Source organism: Nocardia harenae NBRC 108248, assembly GCF_001612885.1.
GTDB lineage: Bacteria > Actinomycetota > Actinomycetes > Mycobacteriales > Mycobacteriaceae > Nocardia > Nocardia harenae.
The window spans coordinates 89,266-107,009 of record NZ_BDBH01000011.1; the positions used below are offsets into that span (position 1 = coordinate 89,266).

Consider the following 17,744-nt stretch of genomic DNA (forward strand, 5'->3'; position numbering starts at 1 on the left):
CCGCCTCACCTGCAGATCGGGGAATATTTGGCCTGGCCGCCCGGGGTGGCCAGATCGACCACGGTCGGCACCAGCGTCGAGAGCGAGGGCAGCACGGTCACGCCGAAGTTGCACAGGTAGGTGTTCAGGTACGGCCCCTCTTGGCTGACCCGGGCCAGCCCCTTGAGCAGCGCGGGCATATTGAATCCGAGGTAGGCGAAGTTCTCCTTGTTCTCCTCGAAGTGCCGGGTGAACCCGGGCTCGCGGTAGAGCATCGCCGCCAGGTCGGGCTGGATGCCGTCCATGGTGTCGGCGAGCCCGGCGGTGGTGACGGCCGCCTGGTCGAGCGCGCCGAGCAGTTCGTCCCGGTGCCGGGTCAGGCCGTCCATGATCGCCCTCGACGAGCCGATGAGCGTGCTCACCTCGCCGGTCTGCAGCGCCAGGTTGCCGACCACCCTGTTCAGGTTGCCGATCACCGCGCCGAGCACCTGGTCGGGCCCGGCCAGCGAATCCGCCAGCGCCGAGACCTGCTCCACCAGCAGAACCAGCGAGGTCCGGTCGCCCTGCAGCGCCTTGATCAGCGCGCCGGTGACATTGTCGACCTGCGCCGGGTCGAGCCCGCCGAAGAGCGGCTCGAAACCGTTCAGCAGCCCGGAGATGTCGAAGGACGGCTCGGTGCGCGCGAGCGGGATCTCCGTGCCGGGCGCCAGCGTCGAGGAATCCCCGAACTCGGCGAGCGCCAGCCCGAGGTAGCGCTGCCCGATGACGTTCTGGTAGGTGATCGAGGCCTTGGTGTTGCCATAGAGCGTCTGGTCGTCCTGCACCTGGAACCGCACCCGGGCGAGCACGCCGTCCAGTTCGATGCCGTCCACCCGGCCCACCCTGACCCCCGCCATGCGCACGTCGTCGCCGACCCGCAACCCGCTGACGTCGCTGAAGACCGCCGAGTAGTCCCTGGTGTCGCCGTTGATGCCGCGGTCGAGGGTGACGAAGGTGACCCAGATGAGCGCCATCGCGACGGCGACGAACAGGCTGACCCCGATCAGCGGGCGGCGGTAGCTCATCGGTCGCCCCCGCCCGGGAACGGACCGTCGGCGATCAGCGGGGCCAGCAGCGACTCGGCGCCGGTGGGGTTGCCCTGCAGCGCCCGTTCGATCAGATCCCGGATCTCGGGTGGCAGGTCGGCGGCGAGCTCAGGGGCCGGGGCCGGGAAGGTGGCCGGGTCGAGCACGGGCGGCAGCGGCTCGATCGGAATGTCGGCGGGCGCGGTGCTGCAACTCGGGCCTGCGAGATTCCCGTACCGCGGACAGTCCGCGCGGGTGTACGGCGTGTGCGGGGTGAGCCGGAACTGGAACTTGCCGCGGCCACGCGGGCTCTCGGAGTTCCAGAACTCCGAGTACCACAGCTCCGAGAGCTTCTTGATGCGCACCACGATCGGGCCGAAAGCCGGTGAGCCCGCCGCGAACACGTCGAGCACCGGCCCCATCTTCGTCGTCACATCCACGATCTGATCGGTGCGCCGGTCCAGCGCGTCGGCGACCGTGCCGAAGGTGGTGTCGCCCGCGCCGAGCAACGCGGCGAGCTGCGCGTCCTGCTCGGCCAGGGTGCGCATGGGCAGCACCGCGTGGTGCAGCGCGTCCAGCAGCTCCGGCGCCGAGGCGTTCAGCCCGCGGACCGCCTCGGCCACCATGGTGAGCGTGGGCGGGCCGCCGTCCGGGGTGAGCAGCGCGTCGAATTCGGTGGTGATGCGCTCCAATCGGGCGCCCGCCGCGACCAGGTCGGCGCCGCGCCGGTCGGTGGCCTCGGCCACCGCGGCGAGCACGCCGACGGTGCCGCCGGTGCCGATCCGCGCGGTGCTCGCGATGATCTCGCGCAGCTTGGTCAGCGCGGTCTGCAGCTGCACGGTGGAGAGGCTGGTGTCCTGGCGGATCCGGGTGTCGGCGGTGAGCGCGGGGCCGGGGCCGTTGTCGACCAGCTGCACCGAGGAGACGGCGAAGACGTTGCTCGGCACCACCCTGGCCGTCACCGTGCGCGGAATCCCCTGTGCCGCCGCGGGATCGAGCTGCAGCAGCACGGTGTTCCCGGCACCGCCGGTGGCCGGGGTGACCCCGGCGACGATGCCGACCAGCATGCCGCGGAACTTGACGTCCGAGCGGGTGGGGAGGCCGTCGCCGAGCTGCTCGAGCACGGCCGTCACCTCCAGCTTCTCGTCGAAGCGCCCGGTGGATTTCACCAGCAGCACCGTCACCACCAGCGCGCTCGCCAGCACCAGCGCCAGCCCGCGCAGCAGCAGCGCGGGCCCCGACGGCCCGCGCCCGTCCTTCTCGAACAGCACCGACATAGGGGCTCAGCCTCCGAGCCGGGCGCTGGCGCCGATGCCCCACAGCGCGACCGTGAGTAGCAGGTTGACGATGATCATCAGCGAGATGGCGGCGCGCATGGCGCGGCCCGCCGCGATGCCGACGCCCTGCGGGCCACCCGCGGCGTAGAAGCCGTAGTAGCACTGCACGGTAGTCGTGATGATCACGAAGACAATGGCCTTGAGCAGCGAGTAGACGATGTCGGGGCCGTTCAGCACGAGCTGGAAGTAGTGCTCGTAGGTGCCGCGGGAGAGGCCGCCGGAGAGCCCGACCACCACCTCGACCGCGATGTAGTTGACCGCGAGGCAGACCACGTAGAGCGGGATCATGGCCACGATGGAGGCGAGCAGCCTGGTGCTCACCAGGTACGGGATCGCGCGGATGCCCATGGACTCCATGGCCTCGATCTCCTCGGCGATCCCCATGGCGCCGAGCTGCGCGGTGAAGCGGCAGCCCGCCTGCGCGGCGAAGGCCAGCGAGGCCATGATCGGCGCCAGCTCCCTGGTCGACGCGGTGGAGGCGATGAGCCCGATGGTCGGCTCCATGCCGAGCAGGTGCAGCGCGTTGTACCCCTCCAGCCCGACGATGGCGCCGCCCGCCGCGCCGAGCACGATGATCACGCCCGCGGTGCCGCCGCCGACAACGATGGAGCCGTTGCCCCAGGTGATGTCGGAGAGGATGCGCAGGAACTCGCCGCGGTAGTGCCGCAGCATCACCGGGATCGAGCCGAGCGCGCGCACCAGGAAGGTGATCATGTGGCCGAGCCGCATGAACGAGGTGCCGAACTGTCGCGAGGCGCGGATCAGGGTGCGGGTGCCGAGCGGGCGGTAGGGCGCGGCCATCACAGCCCCGACCGCGGGAACAGGATCATGAACATCTGCGTGAACACCACGTTCACCACCATGAGCAGCAGGATCGAGGAGACCACCGTCGAGTTCACCGAGTTGGCGACGCCGGCCGGGCCGCCCTTGGTACCGAGCCCCTTCTCGCAGGCGACCACCGCGACGATGGCGCCGTACACCACCGCCTTGACCAGCGTGAGCCACAGGTCGCCCACGGTGGCGAAGGAGGCGAAGGTGGCGACGAAGCTGCCGGGCGCGCCGCCCTGCACGAAGACGTTGAACAGGTACCCGGCCAGGAAGCCGACGAAGCAGACCACCCCGGTGAGCGAGACCCCGACCAGCACCGCCGCCGCAACCCGCGGCACCACCAGCCGCCGCACCACCGAGACCCCCATGACCTCCATGGCGTCCAGCTCGTCCCTGATCTTGCGGCTGCCCAGGTCGGCGCAGATCGCCGAGCCGACGGCCGAGGCCATGAGCAGCGCCGCCACCATGGGGGCGCCCTGCCGGATCACCGCGAGCCCGCTCGCCGCGCCGGCCAGCGAGGTCGCGCCGACCTGCCCGGCCAGCAGCCCGAACTGGATGGAGAGCGTCACGCCGATCGGCAGCGAGACGAAGATGGTCGGCAGCGCCGCGGCCGAGGCCATGAAGGCCGACTGCCGGACGAACTCGGCGAAGGCGAAGCGCCCGGTGACGATATCGACGATCAGGTACTGGATGGCCCTGACGCCGAGCACGAACTGCCCGCCGACGGTCTCCAGCGCGGCGATCGGGTGCCGCTTCAGGTAGCCCCGTCCCCAGTCGGTGATCTCCCGGGTCGCCGGCTTCGCGGCGGAGAACTCACCGCCTGCGGGACCACGGCTGATCGTCATCGAGAGAACCTTCGGGTCGGCGGCGGAGTGTCGCTGAGAATCTCATGTGGCGCTCTGCGAGAACCAGCCGTTCCATTGTGAGCGCTCTCTCTCAACAACGTCAAGAGTGGAATGCACAAATCAGAGAATTTGATTCTCCTCGCACCACGGGTGTTTCACATCAATGGGCCGGAAAATGCGAAAGAGCGGCGACGGGACATTTCCCGTCAACCCGGAAGAATCGCAGGGCCGCCCCTCGGGAGCGGATGCTGTGCACATGCATAGCATGGTTCTCGAACGGGCGTCAATAGTGACAGCCGTCCGCTACTACGATACGAATTGATCCCACGATCAGGACTCCGGAAGGAGGCAGGCGGATGCCATCGCCCCGCCGCATCGGCGCCCCCGACGCCAAGAATCGCGGCGTTCTGCTCGAGGCCGCCGAGCAGCTGCTGCTCGAAGAGGGCTGGGCGGCGGTGACCTCACGCCGCGTCGCCGAGCGCGCCGGGCTCAAACCGCAGCTCGTGCATTACTACTTCCGCTCGATGGACGACCTCCTGCTGGAAATTTTCCGGCGGCGCGCGGACGAGGGCCTGGAAATGCAGAACGACATGATGAAATCGCCGACCCCGCTGCGCGCGCTCTGGGAATTCAGCATCGATCCCGCTGCGGTCCGTTTCACCATGGAGTTCGTCGGATTGTCCAATCACCGCCCGGCCATCAGGGCGGCGGTCGCCGAGTACGCCGAGCGCTTCCGCACGATCCAGACCACCGCGCTGGCCCGCATCCTCGCCGAGTACGGGTTGGACACCGAGCGCTTCCCGCCCGCCGCCATGGCGGTGCTCATGACGAGCGTCTCCCGGGTGGTGGTGCTGGAGCGCGCGCTCGGGATGTCCGGGGGGCACAGCGAGGCCTTCGACCTGGTCGAGCGGGAGATCGCCGAGCTGGAGCGGGCCGGGGCGGGCAGCGCCGAGTCCGCGGGCGGGGCCCGCTAGGCGGGCAGCAGGTCCCGCATCTCGGCCCGGTACCGCGGCGGGAGCAGCTCGCCGGTGCCGAAGACCTCGGTCGGCACCACCGGCTCCCGCGCACAGCCCGCGGCGGCCAGCGCGCAGGACTTGAAGGCCCGCGCCGCGACGCTGAGCCGGTGGTAGGAGGGCGCGACCCGGCCCGCCAGCTCGTCCGGGAGGTCGTCGCCCCAGACCGCGGTCTCGGTGAGACCGCGGTCGATGCAGTCCAGCACCCCGGCCCTGACCAGCGGCTCGGCGCGGTAGCTGGCGGCCGAGACGGCCACCGCCGTCGGCCAGATGTCGTGGCTCGGCCCGGTGATCGCCTGGCGCAGGTCGAGCACGGTGGCGCCGAGTATCCGCAACGGCGCGACATCGGCGGAGTCGGCGACCAGCACGGTCACCTCCCAGCCCGCCGCGGAGCGGTCGAAGAGCCAGCCGCCCGCGTGCCGGATGACGTCGGCGGCGTCCGGGGCCACCACCGCCAGCCGGTGCCGCAGCGGGTGCCTGCGGGCATGCGCCCGCCAGTGGGTGACGGAGTGGACGCCGGGAGCGGCGGATCGAGGAGCCATGGTTTCCATCCCGAGGATCGCGAGAGTCGGCACGGCGATCGCTCCGGCGTGGCCGGCGGCGTCGGGGCTGGGTGACGGGGACTGCCGCTCTACCCGGAACGAACCACCGACCACACCCTAGGGCACACGCCTGTTCTCCCGCTCGAAAATGTGATTCTCTGTTGGAGAGAACGCGATGCGGTCGAGAAGGGGCTCCCATGCGCACGATTCCTCCCGAGCTGGCCGGCCACTACCGGGAGCAGGGGTGGTGGACCGGCGAGACGCTCGGCGAGCTGCTCGCCGGCGGGCTCGCCGCCGCGCCGGCCGCCGAGTTCTGCGTGCACTCCGCGGAGCGGCCCTTCGCGGGCAGCTTCGCCGAGGTCGAGCAGGTGGCGCGGCGGCTCGCGGCCGGGCTGCGCAGGCGCGGGGTGGGGCCGGGCGACGTGGTCGCGTTCCAGCTGCCGAACTGGATGGAGGCGGCCGCGACCTTCTGGGCATCGGCGCTGCTCGGCGCGGTCGTGGTGCCGGTGGTGCACTTCTACGGCCGCAGGGAGCTCGGCTACATCCTGGAGACGGTCCGGCCCAGGGTCTTCGTCACGCTGGAGCGCTTCGGCAGCCTGGAGTTCCCGCCGGAGCCCTATGCCGGGGTGCCGATCACCGGCGTGGTCGGCCGCGACTTCGACGACCTGCTCGATCCCGAGCCCATGCCCGGCGTGCTCGGCACCGACCCGGACGGCCCGGCGCTCATCGCCTTCACCTCCGGCACCACCAGGGCCCCCAAGGGCGTCGTGCACAGCCACAACACCCTCGTGCACGAGACCAGGCAGCTGGCCGCCTGGTACCCCGCCGACCGCGGCGACCAGCTCACCGCCGCCCCGGTCGGCCACTTCATCGGCATGGTCAACGCGCTGCTCATCCCGGTGCTCGACCGCACGCCGATCCACCTCATCGATGTCTGGGATCCGGGCCGCATCCTTGCCCTGATGACCGAGCGGGACATCACCGTCGGCGGCGGCGTCCCCTACTACGTCACCAGCCTGCTCGACCACCCCGACCACACGCGGGAGCACCTGCCGCGGATGCGCTACGCCGGGCTCGGCGGCGCCGCGGTGCCCGCCGCGATCACCACCCGGCTGGCGGGCGCGGGCATCACCGTCTACCGCTCCTACGGCAGCACCGAGCACCCCTCGATCACCGGCTCGCTGCACAGCGCGCCGGAGGACAAGCGGCTGCACACCGACGGGAACCCGCTGCCCGGCGTCGAGCTGCGGCTGGCCGAGGACGGCGAGATCATCAGCCGCGGCCCCGACCTCTGCCTCGGCTACGTCGACCCGGAGCTCACCGCGGCCGCCTTCGACGCCGACGGCTGGTACCACACCGGCGACATCGGCGTGCTGGACGCCGACGGCTACCTGACCATCACCGATCGCAAGTCCGACATCATCATTCGCGGCGGCGAGAACATCAGCGCGCTCGAGGTCGAGGAGCTGCTGCTGACGCTGCCCGGGGTGGCCGAGGCGATCGCGGTCGCGGTGCCCGACGCCAGGCTGGGCGAGCGCGCGGCCGCGGTGCTTCGGCTGCTGCCCGGCCGGGCGGCTCCCGACCTGGAGGCCCTGCGCGCGCACTTCGCGGCGGCCGGGCTGGCGAAGCAGAAGTGGCCGGAGCAGCTGCACGTCGTCGCGGACTTCCCGCGCACGCCCAGCGGCAAGATCCAGAAATACGTGGTCCGCCGGGACCTCGCCGCCGCCGAGGACGTTGCGGCTCACACCTGAAGAGAATAACATTCTCACTAGACGACAAGGAGGATTTCATGACCAAGGTCGACCTGCCGTATCAGCTCTTCGACGCGGACAACCACCTGTACGAGACGAAGGAAGCGCTGACCCGGCATCTGCCGAAGCAGTACGAGGGCGCGATCCAGTACGTCGAGATCAACGGCCGCACCAAGATCGCGGTGCTCGGCCAGATCAGCGAGTACATCCCGAACCCCACCTTCGAGGTCGTCGCCCGCCCCGGCGCCATGGAGGAGTACTTCAAGCACGGGAACCCCGAGGGCAAGAGCCGCCGCGAGATCTTCGGCAAGTCCATGAAGGCGATCGACGCGTTCCGGAACCCCGAGGCCCGGCTCAAGGTCATGGACGACCTGCAGCTGCAGCGCGCGCTCATGTTCCCGACCCTGGCCAGCCTGGTCGAGGAGCGGATGCGGCACCACCCGGAGCTGATCCACGCGGTGATCGAGTCGCTGAACCGGTGGATGCTGGACGACTGGGGCCAGGACGGCAGCTTCGTGCACTCCGACCGGATCTTCACGGTCCCGGTCATCACGCTGCCCATCGTGGAGCGGGCCATCGCCGAGCTGAACTGGGCCGTGGTCGAGCACGGCGCCAAGGCCATCCTGGTGCGCCCGGCCCCGGTGCCCGGCTTCAAGGGCATGCGCTCGTTCGCCATGCCGGAGTTCGACCCGTTCTGGAAGCGCGTGGTCGAGCTGGACGTGCTGGTCACCATGCACTCCTCGGACAGCGGCTACTCGCGCTACGACGCCGAGTGGGAGGGCAACAGCCTGGAGATGCTGCCCTTCCAGACCAATACCTTTGCCATGACCAACCAGTGGCGGCCGGTCACCGACGCGGTGGCCTCCTGGGTCTGCCACGGCGCGCTGAACCGCTTCCCCGACCTCAAGATCGCGGTCATCGAGAACGGCTCGGCCTGGCTGGAGCCGCTGCTGCAGCAGCTCTCCGACGTGTACAAGAAGGCGCCGGAGGGGTTCGGCTTCCGCAACCCGATCGAGGCCATCAAGCAGAGCCTCTACGTCTCCCCCTTCTGGGAGGAGGACCTGGTCCGGCTCTCCGACGTGATGGGCGCCGACCACGTGCTCTTCGGCTCGGACTGGCCGCACCCGGAGGGGCTGGCCGAGCCGGCCCGCTACATCCACGAGATCAAGGACATGACGCTGGAGCACCAGGCAGGCATCATGGGCGGCAACCTGGCTCGGCTGCTCAAGGTATGACCTGGGAGTCCATCCCGCAGATGGTGCTCTCCGCCGCCGACCGCTTCGGCCATGCCGAGGCGGTCGTCGACGGGGAGCGGCGGTGGAGCTTCACCGAGCTGGCGGAGCGGGTGCGCAGGGCGGCGGGCGCCTTCGCCGCGTTCGGCATCGACAGGGGCGACCGGGCCGCGGTCTGGGCGCCCAACTCGGCCGAGTGGATCGTCGCCGCCTTCGGGTTGCAGGCCGCGGGCGGCGTGCTGGTGCCGGTGAACACCCGGTTCAAGGCGGCGGAGGCGCAGGACGTGATCCGGCGCAGCGGGGCGAAGGCCGTACTGGTGCAGCAGGGTTTCCAGGGCACCGAGTACACCGCCGACGTGCCGGTGCTCGACCTGAAGTCCGAGTTCCTGGGCAGCGGCGAGCCGTTCGAGCGCCCGGTGGCGGGCACCGATATCGCCGACATCATCTTCACCTCCGGCACCACCGGCCGCCCCAAGGGCGCGCTCATGAACCACGCGCAGACGCTGCGGCTCTACGCGGAGTGGTGCGACCTGGCGGATCTGCGGGAGGGCGACAGATACCTGATCGTCAACCCGTTCTTCCACACCTTCGGGCTCAAGGCCGGGCTGGTGGCCTCGCTCATTCGCGGCGCGACCATCCTGCCGGTGCCGGTCTTCGACGTGGACACCGTGCTCGACCTGGTCGAGCGCGAGCGGGTCACCATGCTGCCCGGCCCGCCGACGCTCTACCACTCGCTGCTCGCGGCGAAGGGCACCCGCGACCTCTCCTCGCTGCGCGCCGCCGTCACCGGCGCGGCCGACATCCCGGTGGAGCTCATCCGCCGGGTGCGCGAGGAGCTGCCGTTCCGGTCGATCATGACCGGGTACGGGCTCACCGAGGCCGGTACCGCGACGGCGTCACGCCCCGGCGACACCTTCGAGCAGATCGCGACCACCGTCGGGCAGCCGTGCGACGGGGTCGAGATCCGGATCGCCGGGGACGGCGAGGTGCTGGTCCGCGGCTACAGCGTCATGCAGGGCTACCTGGACGACGCGGAGGCCACCGCCGCGGCGATCGATCCGGAGGGCTGGCTGCACACCGGCGACCTCGGTGAGCTGGACCCGGACGGGCGGCTGCGGATCATCGGGCGGAAGAAGGACATGTTCATCGTCGGCGGGTTCAACGCCTACCCGGCCGAGATCGAGGGGTTCCTGCTCGAGCATCCCGCGGTGGCACAGGCCGCCGTGGTCGGGGTGCCGGACGAGCGGCTCGGGCAGGTCGGGCGGGCGTATGTGGTGGCCTCCGCGCCGCTCACCGAGGAGGCGCTGATCGCCTGGAGCCGGGAGCGGATGGCCGGCTTCAAGGTGCCGCGCTCGGTGCGATTCCTGGACGCGCTTCCGCTCAACGCCACCGGCAAGGTGATGAAGGACCAGCTGCGCTGAGCTCGTACGCGCCAAACACGTGTGCGCCGAGCACGTGTGCGCCGAGCACGTGTGCGCCGAACCGGAGCAGCCGCGGCCCGGGTGCGCACGGTGCCCCGCACGCACCGCCACGCGCCGTGCCCGCGCCCCGACCTGGAAAGGTTCTCCCCATGATCGAATTCCCGGACTTCGACGCGCTGCGCGCCGCCGTCGGCACCGAGCTCGGCGGCAGCGACTGGATCGAGATCGACCAGGCGCGGATCGACCGGTTCGCCGAGGCGACCGGTGACCACCAGTGGATCCACGTGGATGCCGAGCGGGCCGCCGCCGGGCCCTACGGGCGCACCATCGCGCACGGGTTCCTCACGCTCGCGCTGCTCGCGCCGATCTCCCAGCAGGTCATGGGGGTGCGGTCGGCGCGCATGGCGATCAACTACGGGCTGGACCGGGTGCGGTTCATCAGCCCGGTCACGGTGGGGAGCCGGGTGCGCGGAACTGTCGCGCTCACCGATGTCACCGACGTGGCGGGTGGGGTGCAGGCGGCGCGGACTGTCACGATCGCCGCCGAGGGGGCGGCGAAGCCCGCCTGTGTCGCTCAGCATCTGGTGCGCTACCTGAGCTGATCAGGCGCGGGGCCGTCGAGGTCGGGGGCGGGTGTTGCTCGCTCCAGGCGCACCGGCGTGAGCGGACCGATGCCGCGGACGTCGGCGGGCTCGCCCGCAGTGCCCGGCGGCAGCCGGCACGGCCCGGAGCGGGGTAACGCGGCGCGAGCGCCCAGACGACGACGTCGCACGCACCCGGACCATCGACCTGGCGTTTCCTCTGCGGTATCCTCGAGCAAGGAGTGAGAGTGCCATTCTCTTTGGGGAAGATCGACCATCTCGGCACAGTCCACGACAGAGCGAGGAGTCCCGTGAAGCCCGACGACCTGATTCTGGTGAGCATCGACGACCATGTGGTCGAGCCGCTCGACATGTTCGACAACCACGTTCCGCGCAAGTGGGCGGAGTACGCCCCGAAGGTCGTCCCCAACGAGAAGGGCATCGACCAGTGGATCTACCGTGATCGCCCGACCGGCGTCGCGGGGTTGAACGCGGTGGTCACCTGGCCCGCCGAGGAGTGGGGCCGGGACCCGGCCGGCTACGCCGAGATGCGCCCGGCCGTCTACGACGTGCACGCCCGCATCCGCGACATGGACGTCAACGGCGTGCTCGCCTCCATGTGCTTCCCCACCTTCACCGGGTTCAGCGCGGGCCACCTGAGCCGCGGCGGCCAGGACGAGATCACCGTCGCCATGATCGAGGCCTACAACAACTGGCACATCGACGACTGGGCGGGCGCCTACCCGGGCCGCTTCATCCCGATCGGCATCCTCCCCATGTGGGATCCGAAGCTGGCGGTGGCCGAGATCGAGCGGCTGGCGAGCCGCGGCTGCCACTCGGTGACCATGCCCGAGCTGCCGCACATCGACGGCCTGCCCAGCTACCACGACATCGACTACTGGGCGCCGGTCTTCCACGCGCTGCAGGACAACGAGACCGTGATGAACCTGCACATCGGGCAGGGCTTCGGCGTGCTGCGGCTGGCGCCGGACGCGCCGATCGACAACCTCATGGTGCTGGCGCCGAGCATCTCGCTGATCGCCGCGCAGGACCTGCTCTGGGGCCCCGCCTTCCGGCAGTTCCCGCGGCTCAAGGTGGCGCTCTCCGAGGGCGGCGTCGGCTGGATCCCGTTCTTCCTCGACCGCTCCGACCGGCACTACACCAACCAGCGCTGGCTGCGCCGGGACTTCGGCGGCAAGCTGCCCAGCGAGGTCTTCCGGGAGCACGTGCTGGCCTGCTACGTCACCGACCGGACCGCGCTGAAGTTCCGGCACGACATCGGGATCGACAATATCGCCTGGGAGTGCGACTACCCGCACTCCGACTCCATCTGGCCGAACGCCCCGGAGTTCGTGCTGGAGGAGCTGGACGCGGCGGGGGCATCGGACGCCGATATCGACAAGATCACCTGGGAGAATGCCTGCAGGCACTTCGACTGGGACCCCTTCCAGCACATTCCGCGCGAGCATGCCTCCGTCGGCGCGCTGCGCGCCACCGCCACCGACGTGGACATCTCCACCACCTCGCGCGCCGCGTACGCCGCCGCCTACGCCGCGCAGGCGGGGTGAGGCCGATGTCCGCTCGGCTCATGGTCTTCGCCACGCCGAAGGAGGGGCGGGACGAGGAGTACAACCGCTGGTACACCGAGGTGCACATCCCGGAGATGCTCGCCATCCCCGGGGTGGTCGCGGCGGAACGCCACCGGCTCGTGCGCGGTGGACCCGACGAGGCCCGCTACCTCTCGGTCTTCACCCTCGAGGGCGACCCGGCCGCGGTGCTCGCCGAACTCGGCGCGCGCGCCAAGGACGGGCGCATGGCGCTGAGCGATGCCGGTGATCCCGCTCGGACGCGGATGACCGTGTGGGAGGAACTCTGATCGATCGCGAGGAGCCCGGCACCCGACGGTGCCGGGCTTCTCGCGTGTGACGGGATACTTCCGGCCTGCGGCCGGACCGCCGGCTACCGCCCCGGCCCCTCGAGGATCGTCACCGCGGCTACCGCGGTGGGACCGCCGAGGTTGTGCGCCAAACCGATTCGCGCCCCGTCGACCTGATTGACGGCGCTCCCGCGCAACTGCTCGAAGAGCTCCACGCACTGCGCGACGCCGGTGGCGCCCGGCGGGTGGCCCTTGCACTTCAGCCCACCGCTCGGGTTGACGGGGAGCGCGCCACCGACGGCCGTGACCCCGGCCTCGACCAGCTTGTACCCCTCGAACCGCTCCGCGAAGCCCAGATCCTCGTAGCTCATGAGCTCGATCCCGGTGAAGTAGTCGTGCACCTCGGCGACGTCGACGTCGGAGGGCGCGAGCCCGGCCATGGTGAAGGCGCGGCGCGCGGCGCGGACCGTGGCCTGGAAGGTGGTGAGGTCGGCGCGGTGCTGGTGCATGACGGTGTCCAGCCCGAGCCCGACCCCGCGCACCCAGACGGGCGCGTCGGTGTAGCGGTCCACGACGTCCTCGGCGGCGAGGATGAGCGCGGCGGCCCCGTCGCTCTGCGGCACGCAGTCGTAGACGCCGAACGGCTCGGCGACGATCGGCGCCGCCAGCGCCTGCTCCACGCTGATCTCGAAGCGCAACCGCGCCTTGGGGTTGGTGGCGCCGTGCCGGTGGTTCTTCACCGCGACCATGGCGAGGTGCTCGCGGGTGGCGGGCGATTCGTGGAGGTATCGGTTGACGTGCAGCGCGAACCCGGCGGGGGCGAAGAGCCCCAGCTGGTAGTCCCAGGCGCGGTGCCGCGTCATGGACTCCCACTCGCGCAGCATGTCCTTCTCCGCGGTCTCGCGCAGCTTGTCCGCGCCGATCACCAGCGCCACGTCGACCGCGCCGGAGGCGATGGCGTAGAGCGCGTTGCGCACCGCGTCGTTGCCGGTGGCGCAGGAGTTCTCGATGTGCGTGACCGGCAGGTCGGGGGCGTCGAGCGCGTCGGCGAGCAGCCCGGCCGGGAAGCCGTCGGTGGTGCGCAGCGCGCCGAACCAGGCGGCCTGGATGTCGCCGATCCGCACACCCCTGTCCACCGAGGCGGCGCACTCGGCGAAGGCCATGGGCAGCAGATCCTGGACGCCGAGCGCGAAATGCTCGGCGAACGGCGTCATTCCGGCGCCGACGACCGCGACCCTTCTCATGAGTTCTCCGTCTCGGGTTCGAAGGCGTACCCGTAGTCCGGCACGCCGGAGCGCTCCGCGACCCGGCGCAGCACCATCCGGCCGCGCACCCCGATGGCCGCGGTGCCCGCGTCGGCGCCGGTCACCTTGGCCAGCGCCCGCACCCCGACGTCGTCGAGTTCCACGATGACCAGCGAGTACGGGCTCTCCAGCCCGGGCACCGGCATGCGCACGGTGGTCTCCGCGTACACCGTCCCGGTGCGCGGCAGCGGGACCAGGCTGTAGTCGGTGGCGAGCGTGCCGTCGGCGCCGAGCCGGTAGCGCGGCGGGAAGTCCAGCTCGGTGCTGCCCCGGTGCCGCCCGGCCTCCCAGCGCACCTTGGCCTCGAAGGCGCGGTCGTAGGCGGCGAGCGAGATGGGCAGGTCGGCGCCGGGCTCGCGGACGCCGTCGGAGGGGGCGCGGGCGGGCGGCTCCACCCGGTGCAGCGCCACCGGCCCGGGGACGACGGTCACTCCGGAGAGGCTGGCCTGCTCCACGCCGACCAGCAGCCCGGCGGCGTCCCACTCCACCATGGTGGCGAGCGCGAAGAGCGCGGCGGAGGCGCCGAGCGTCGGCACCTGCGGCGGCGGGGTCCGGCAGAGCGCGGTGGCCTGCTTGTGGTCCACCCCGGCCACCGCGACCGGGGTGTCCAGCCAGGCCGCGGAGAGCGAGGCGGCGAGGCCGCGCTCGCGCAGCAGCCGGGGATCGCCGTAGTCGTGCACGCCCGCGTCGTCGCGGGTGCGCACCGGCAGGCTGCGGGAGACCCGCGCCGTTGTCCGCACCTGCGCGCCGTCCCGATCGGAGAGCCAGGCCGCCGCCGCGCCCGCCGGTTCCAGGTCGACCCCGATCACCAGGGTGCGCGGGCGGGCCGAGCTGAGCGCGTCCAGCGTGGCGGGGGCGCCGCCGAGCCGCTCGATCACCTCGAGCTCCGGGTCCAGCCCGAGCCCGGCGAGCAGCACCGCCGCATTGCTGCTGCCGACCAGCGGCAGCTCGCGGCTGACCAGTATCACCCGCTCCACCGGCTCGCCGCCGGCCAGCGCGGCGCGCCCGGCCTCCACGGCCAGCGTCACGGCGTCCTCGTCGTCCCCCGCGACACGGTTGTGTCGATCCCCCCAGCACGGCAGGTACGTCCCCATCGACGCGACGTGCGGCATGATCAACTCCTCTCGGGCGTCAGGAGACCGCGCCCGCGGTCTTCAGCGCGATGATGCGGTCCCAGTCGAAGCCGAGCTCGAGCAGCACCTCCTCGGTCTGGGCGGCGAACTCCGGGGCGGGCCGCAGCTCGGGGGCGGCCACGTCGAACTGCACCGGGCTGGCGACCAGCTGCAGCTCGCCCGCGGGCAGCACGTACTCGTTGGCCCGGATCTGCCCGTCCGAGAGCAGTTGCTGCGAATCCTGCACCGGCGCCCACGGCCCGGCCAGGGTGGCGAAGCGCTCGGTCCACTCGGCCAGCGTGCGCGCGCCGATGGCCTCGCGCAGGATGGCGACGCCGTCGGCGGTGTGCTCCGCGATCGTCGCGGCATCCGCGAAGCGCGGGTCGTCGGCCAGCTCGGGCCGGTCGATGTGCCGGACCACATCGGCCCAGAACTTCGCCGGTTGCAGCATGACGAAGGAGAGGAACCGGCCGTCCGAGGTGGCGTAGAGCCCGGAGAGCGGATTGGTCGGCGCGCCATGGGTTCCCGGCGTCGGCGCCACCATGGGCTGCTTGCCGTGCGCGGAGAGCGCGATGGTGTGGCCGAGCGCCCACAGCCCGCTGCCGAGCAGCGAGACGTCCACCACCGAGGTATGCCCGGTGCGCTCCCGCTCGAGCAGCGCCGCGGCGATCCCGCCTGCCAGGTTGGTGCCGGAGATGGTGTCGCCGAAGGCGGGGCCGGGCGGCGAGATCATGCCGTCGGTGTCCGGCGGGGTGATGGTGGCGGCGACGCCGCCGCGGCACCAGAAGGCGGTCATGTCGTACCCGCCGCGCACCGATTCGGTGCCGCGCGGGCCGAGCGCGCTGCCCCTGGCGTAGACGATGGCCGGGTTCACCGCCCTGATGTCGTCCACGTCGATGCCGAACTTGCTGCGCGCCGAGGGCAGGAAGCTGGTCAGGAAGACGTCCGCGCCCCTGGCCAGCTCCAGGATCACCTCACGCCCCTCGGCCACCGACATGTCGATGCCGACGCTGCGCTTGCCCCGATTGGCATGCTCCACATTGGGATTCGGGTCGCCCTCGACCGTGAAGGCGCCCACCCGGCGCAGCCCGCGCTGCGGATCGCCCGAGACCGCGTGCTCCACCTTCACCACGTCGGCGCCCCAGTCCGAGAGCACCGCCCCGGCCGAGGGAACGAAGCCGTACATGGCGACCTCGAGCACCTTGATCCCCGCCAACGGCCCCGTCACGAGAGCACCTCCGCGAGGGTCTTGCGCTCGAGGAACTCCTCCAGCCCGACCCGGCCCATCTCCCGGCCGATCCCCGACTGCTTGTACCCGCCGAACGGCGCGTCGGGGTGGAAGTAGTTGCCGCCGTTGATGCTGAAAGTGCCGGTGCGGATGCGCCGCGCGATCGCCTTGGCCCGCTCGGAGTCGGCGCTGAAGACGCCGCCGGAGAGGCCGTAGATGGAGTTGTTGGCGATCCGCACCGCGTCGTCGTCATCGTCGTACGGGATGAGCGCGAGGACCGGGCCGAACACCTCCTCCTGCGCGATCTCGCTGTCCGGGTCGACATTCGCCAGCAGCGTCGGCGCGTAGAAGAAGCCGGGATCCAGCTTCGTGCCGCCGGTCACCAGGGTGGCGCCCGCCGCGACCGCGCGCTGCACCAGGCCATCCACCTTGTCCCGCTGCTTCGCGCTGATCAGCGGGCCCATGTAGGTCGATGGGTCGTTGGGGTCGCCGTGCTTGACGTGCCCGAAGTTCGTCGCGACCAGCTGCGCGATCTGATCGTGGTCCTTGCGCGGCACCAGCAGCCTGGTGGTGAGCGCGCAGCCCTGGCCTGCGTGCGTGACGATGCTGAACGCCGCGAACATGGCGGCCAGGGAGTAGTCGGCGTCGTCCAGCACGATCGCCGCCGACTTGCCGCCCAGCTCCAGGAAGACCTTCTTGAGCGTGCCGCTCGCGGCGGCCATGATCTGCTTTCCGACCGGGGTGGAGCCGGTGAAGGTGACCACGTCCACGTCCGGGTGCGTGGTCATCCGCTTGCCGACCTCGACATCCGAGGACGAGAGGACGTTCACCACGCCCGCCGGGATATCGGTGTGGTTCGCGATGATCTCGCCGAGCGCCAGCGTGGCCAGCGGGGTGTCAGGGGCGCCCTTGAGCACCACCGTGCAGCCCGCCGCCAGCGAGGGCGCGAGCTTGGCCAGCGCCAGCTGGTGCGGGTAGTTGTAGGCGGCGATGGCGGCCACCACGCCGGCCGCCTCCTTCTCCACCCAGCGGTGGTGCTGCGCGCCGCGGATCTCGACATTGCCGAGATCCTCGGTCCAGTCGTAGTCCTTCAGCAGATCGGCGTAGAAGCGCACGATCTCGAACGGCGTCTCCAGCTGGTTGCCGTGCGTGAGCGTCTTCGTCGCGCCCACCTCGGCGATGGTCAGCGCGCGCAGCTCCTCGACGTTCGCGCGCAGCGCCGCGTACAGCTGCTCCAGGCAGCGCGCGCGGAACTCCGGGTTCGTCGCCCAGTCGGTGTCGTCGAAGGCCCGCCGGGCGGCGGCGACCGCCGCGTCCACCTCGGCCACCCCGGCTTCGGGGGCGTACCCGTAGATCTCGCCGGTGGCCGGGTCGAGCGAGGCGAGTGTCCGCCCGGTCTCGACCAGCTGCCCATCGATCAGCAGCCGGCGCGCTACCGCGACCGTCTGTTCCTGCGTCGACATCCCGTCTCCTCGCTACTGGAAATCACATTCTCACTTGTCGAGAATGATACATTCAGCGCAGCGGGCCGTGGCAACTAACGGCAATCGAGATGCTCGCCCGCCTTGCGAAAACGGACAGCGCGAGAGTACCGTTCTCACATTCGAAAAGGAGATTCTTGTGTCGCACAC

At 71.0% G+C, this 17,744-nt stretch carries 16 protein-coding genes; 7 read left to right on the forward strand and 9 right to left on the reverse strand.

Translation table 11 applies throughout. From position 1 onward, the window contains the following. Positions 1 to 5: 5 nt before the first annotated feature. The 4 genes from NH2_RS21695 to NH2_RS21710 are packed head-to-tail and all read right to left on the reverse strand — an operon-like array spanning position 6 to position 4,053. A complete protein-coding gene (locus tag NH2_RS21695) occupies positions 6 to 1,043 on the reverse strand; it encodes an MlaD family protein (protein WP_067657403.1) in 1,038 nt (345 codons plus the stop codon). Then, positions 1,040 to 2,320, reverse strand: coding sequence for an MlaD family protein (locus NH2_RS21700; RefSeq protein ID WP_067657405.1), 1,281 nt, complete (start codon positions 2,318 to 2,320; stop codon positions 1,040 to 1,042). The genes NH2_RS21695 and NH2_RS21700 overlap by 4 nt, the downstream gene beginning before the upstream one ends. A gap of 6 nt (positions 2,321 to 2,326) precedes the next feature. Beyond that, positions 2,327 to 3,181 (reverse strand): ABC transporter permease, encoded by an 855-nt coding sequence (locus tag NH2_RS21705; protein WP_067657408.1) that lies wholly within the window; start codon positions 3,179 to 3,181, stop codon positions 2,327 to 2,329. After that, positions 3,181 to 4,053 (reverse strand): MlaE family ABC transporter permease, encoded by an 873-nt coding sequence (locus NH2_RS21710; protein WP_067657411.1) that lies wholly within the window; start codon positions 4,051 to 4,053, stop codon positions 3,181 to 3,183. The genes NH2_RS21705 and NH2_RS21710 overlap by 1 nt, the downstream gene beginning before the upstream one ends. A 356-nt stretch (positions 4,054 to 4,409) precedes the next feature. On the opposite strand from NH2_RS21710, the gene NH2_RS21715 reads away from it, so the two are divergent. Then, on the forward strand, positions 4,410 to 5,027 hold the full coding sequence (locus tag NH2_RS21715) for a TetR/AcrR family transcriptional regulator (RefSeq protein ID WP_067657414.1): 618 nt from the start codon (positions 4,410 to 4,412) through the stop codon (positions 5,025 to 5,027). Here the strand turns inward: NH2_RS21715 and NH2_RS21720 are convergent. Beyond that, positions 5,024 to 5,608 carry a hypothetical protein gene (locus NH2_RS21720; RefSeq protein ID WP_245650707.1) on the reverse strand — a complete coding sequence of 195 codons (585 nt, stop codon included), beginning with the start codon at positions 5,606 to 5,608 and terminating at the stop codon, positions 5,024 to 5,026. The two genes, NH2_RS21715 and NH2_RS21720, sit on opposite strands and share 4 nt — an antisense overlap. Positions 5,609 to 5,805: 197 nt before the next feature. Between NH2_RS21720 and NH2_RS21725 the strand changes: the two genes are divergently transcribed. From NH2_RS21725 to NH2_RS21750, 6 genes are all read left to right on the forward strand, one after another. Continuing rightward, positions 5,806 to 7,359 (forward strand): AMP-binding protein, encoded by a 1,554-nt coding sequence (locus NH2_RS21725; protein WP_067657417.1) that lies wholly within the window; start codon positions 5,806 to 5,808, stop codon positions 7,357 to 7,359. Between the two features lie 38 nt (positions 7,360 to 7,397). Next, positions 7,398 to 8,594, forward strand: a complete 1,197-nt coding sequence (locus tag NH2_RS21730; RefSeq protein ID WP_067657420.1) for an amidohydrolase family protein — start codon at positions 7,398 to 7,400, stop codon at positions 8,592 to 8,594. Next, positions 8,591 to 10,012, forward strand: a complete 1,422-nt coding sequence (locus NH2_RS21735; RefSeq protein WP_067657423.1) for a FadD3 family acyl-CoA ligase — start codon at positions 8,591 to 8,593, stop codon at positions 10,010 to 10,012. Before NH2_RS21730 ends, NH2_RS21735 begins: the two co-directional genes overlap by 4 nt. A 149-nt stretch (positions 10,013 to 10,161) precedes the next feature. Continuing rightward, on the forward strand, positions 10,162 to 10,614 hold the full coding sequence (locus NH2_RS21740) for a MaoC family dehydratase (protein ID WP_067657426.1): 453 nt from the start codon (positions 10,162 to 10,164) through the stop codon (positions 10,612 to 10,614). A gap of 290 nt (positions 10,615 to 10,904) precedes the next feature. Further along, on the forward strand, positions 10,905 to 12,161 hold the full coding sequence (locus tag NH2_RS21745) for an amidohydrolase family protein (protein WP_157103909.1): 1,257 nt from the start codon (positions 10,905 to 10,907) through the stop codon (positions 12,159 to 12,161). 5 nt (positions 12,162 to 12,166) lie between these two features. Further along, positions 12,167 to 12,469: a DUF4286 family protein gene (locus tag NH2_RS21750; RefSeq protein WP_067657429.1), complete on the forward strand. Its 303-nt coding sequence runs from the start codon at positions 12,167 to 12,169 to the stop codon at positions 12,467 to 12,469. An 83-nt stretch (positions 12,470 to 12,552) separates the two neighbouring features. Here the strand turns inward: NH2_RS21750 and NH2_RS21755 are convergent, their stop codons facing one another. Genes NH2_RS21755 through NH2_RS21770 form a run of 4 tightly spaced genes read right to left on the reverse strand, consistent with a single transcriptional unit; the run spans position 12,553 to position 17,576 of the window. Beyond that, positions 12,553 to 13,713 (reverse strand): thiolase C-terminal domain-containing protein, encoded by a 1,161-nt coding sequence (locus NH2_RS21755; RefSeq protein WP_067657432.1) that lies wholly within the window; start codon positions 13,711 to 13,713, stop codon positions 12,553 to 12,555. Next, positions 13,710 to 14,885 (reverse strand): OB-fold domain-containing protein, encoded by a 1,176-nt coding sequence (locus NH2_RS21760; RefSeq protein ID WP_067657435.1) that lies wholly within the window; start codon positions 14,883 to 14,885, stop codon positions 13,710 to 13,712. Before NH2_RS21760 ends, NH2_RS21755 begins: the two co-directional genes overlap by 4 nt. Before the next feature lie 19 nt (positions 14,886 to 14,904). Further along, positions 14,905 to 16,113, reverse strand: coding sequence for a CaiB/BaiF CoA transferase family protein (locus NH2_RS21765; RefSeq protein ID WP_084505767.1), 1,209 nt, complete (start codon positions 16,111 to 16,113; stop codon positions 14,905 to 14,907). Then, complete coding sequence (locus NH2_RS21770) at positions 16,110 to 17,576, reverse strand: aldehyde dehydrogenase family protein (RefSeq protein ID WP_067657438.1); 1,467 nt, start codon at positions 17,574 to 17,576, stop codon at positions 16,110 to 16,112. The genes NH2_RS21765 and NH2_RS21770 overlap by 4 nt, the downstream gene beginning before the upstream one ends. Positions 17,577 to 17,744: the final 168 nt, after the last annotated feature.

Coding starts and splice junctions, on each gene's coding strand:
- NH2_RS21740 (WP_067657426.1), top strand. CDS start 10,162: ATGATCGAATTCCCGGACTTCGACGCGCTGCGCGCCGCCGTCGGCACC.
- NH2_RS21735 (WP_067657423.1), top strand. CDS start 8,591: ATGACCTGGGAGTCCATCCCGCAGATGGTGCTCTCCGCCGCCGACCGC.
- NH2_RS21770 (WP_067657438.1), bottom strand. CDS start 17,576: ATGTCGACGCAGGAACAGACGGTCGCGGTAGCGCGCCGGCTGCTGATC.
- NH2_RS21720 (WP_245650707.1), bottom strand. CDS start 5,608: ATGGCTCCTCGATCCGCCGCTCCCGGCGTCCACTCCGTCACCCACTGG.
- NH2_RS21700 (WP_067657405.1), bottom strand. CDS start 2,320: ATGTCGGTGCTGTTCGAGAAGGACGGGCGCGGGCCGTCGGGGCCCGCG.
- NH2_RS21705 (WP_067657408.1), bottom strand. CDS start 3,181: ATGGCCGCGCCCTACCGCCCGCTCGGCACCCGCACCCTGATCCGCGCC.
- NH2_RS21730 (WP_067657420.1), top strand. CDS start 7,398: ATGACCAAGGTCGACCTGCCGTATCAGCTCTTCGACGCGGACAACCAC.
- NH2_RS21715 (WP_067657414.1), top strand. CDS start 4,410: ATGCCATCGCCCCGCCGCATCGGCGCCCCCGACGCCAAGAATCGCGGC.
- NH2_RS21750 (WP_067657429.1), top strand. CDS start 12,167: ATGTCCGCTCGGCTCATGGTCTTCGCCACGCCGAAGGAGGGGCGGGAC.
- NH2_RS21695 (WP_067657403.1), bottom strand. CDS start 1,043: ATGAGCTACCGCCGCCCGCTGATCGGGGTCAGCCTGTTCGTCGCCGTC.
- NH2_RS21760 (WP_067657435.1), bottom strand. CDS start 14,885: ATGCCGCACGTCGCGTCGATGGGGACGTACCTGCCGTGCTGGGGGGAT.
- NH2_RS21725 (WP_067657417.1), top strand. CDS start 5,806: ATGCGCACGATTCCTCCCGAGCTGGCCGGCCACTACCGGGAGCAGGGG.
- NH2_RS21710 (WP_067657411.1), bottom strand. CDS start 4,053: ATGACGATCAGCCGTGGTCCCGCAGGCGGTGAGTTCTCCGCCGCGAAG.
- NH2_RS21755 (WP_067657432.1), bottom strand. CDS start 13,713: ATGAGAAGGGTCGCGGTCGTCGGCGCCGGAATGACGCCGTTCGCCGAG.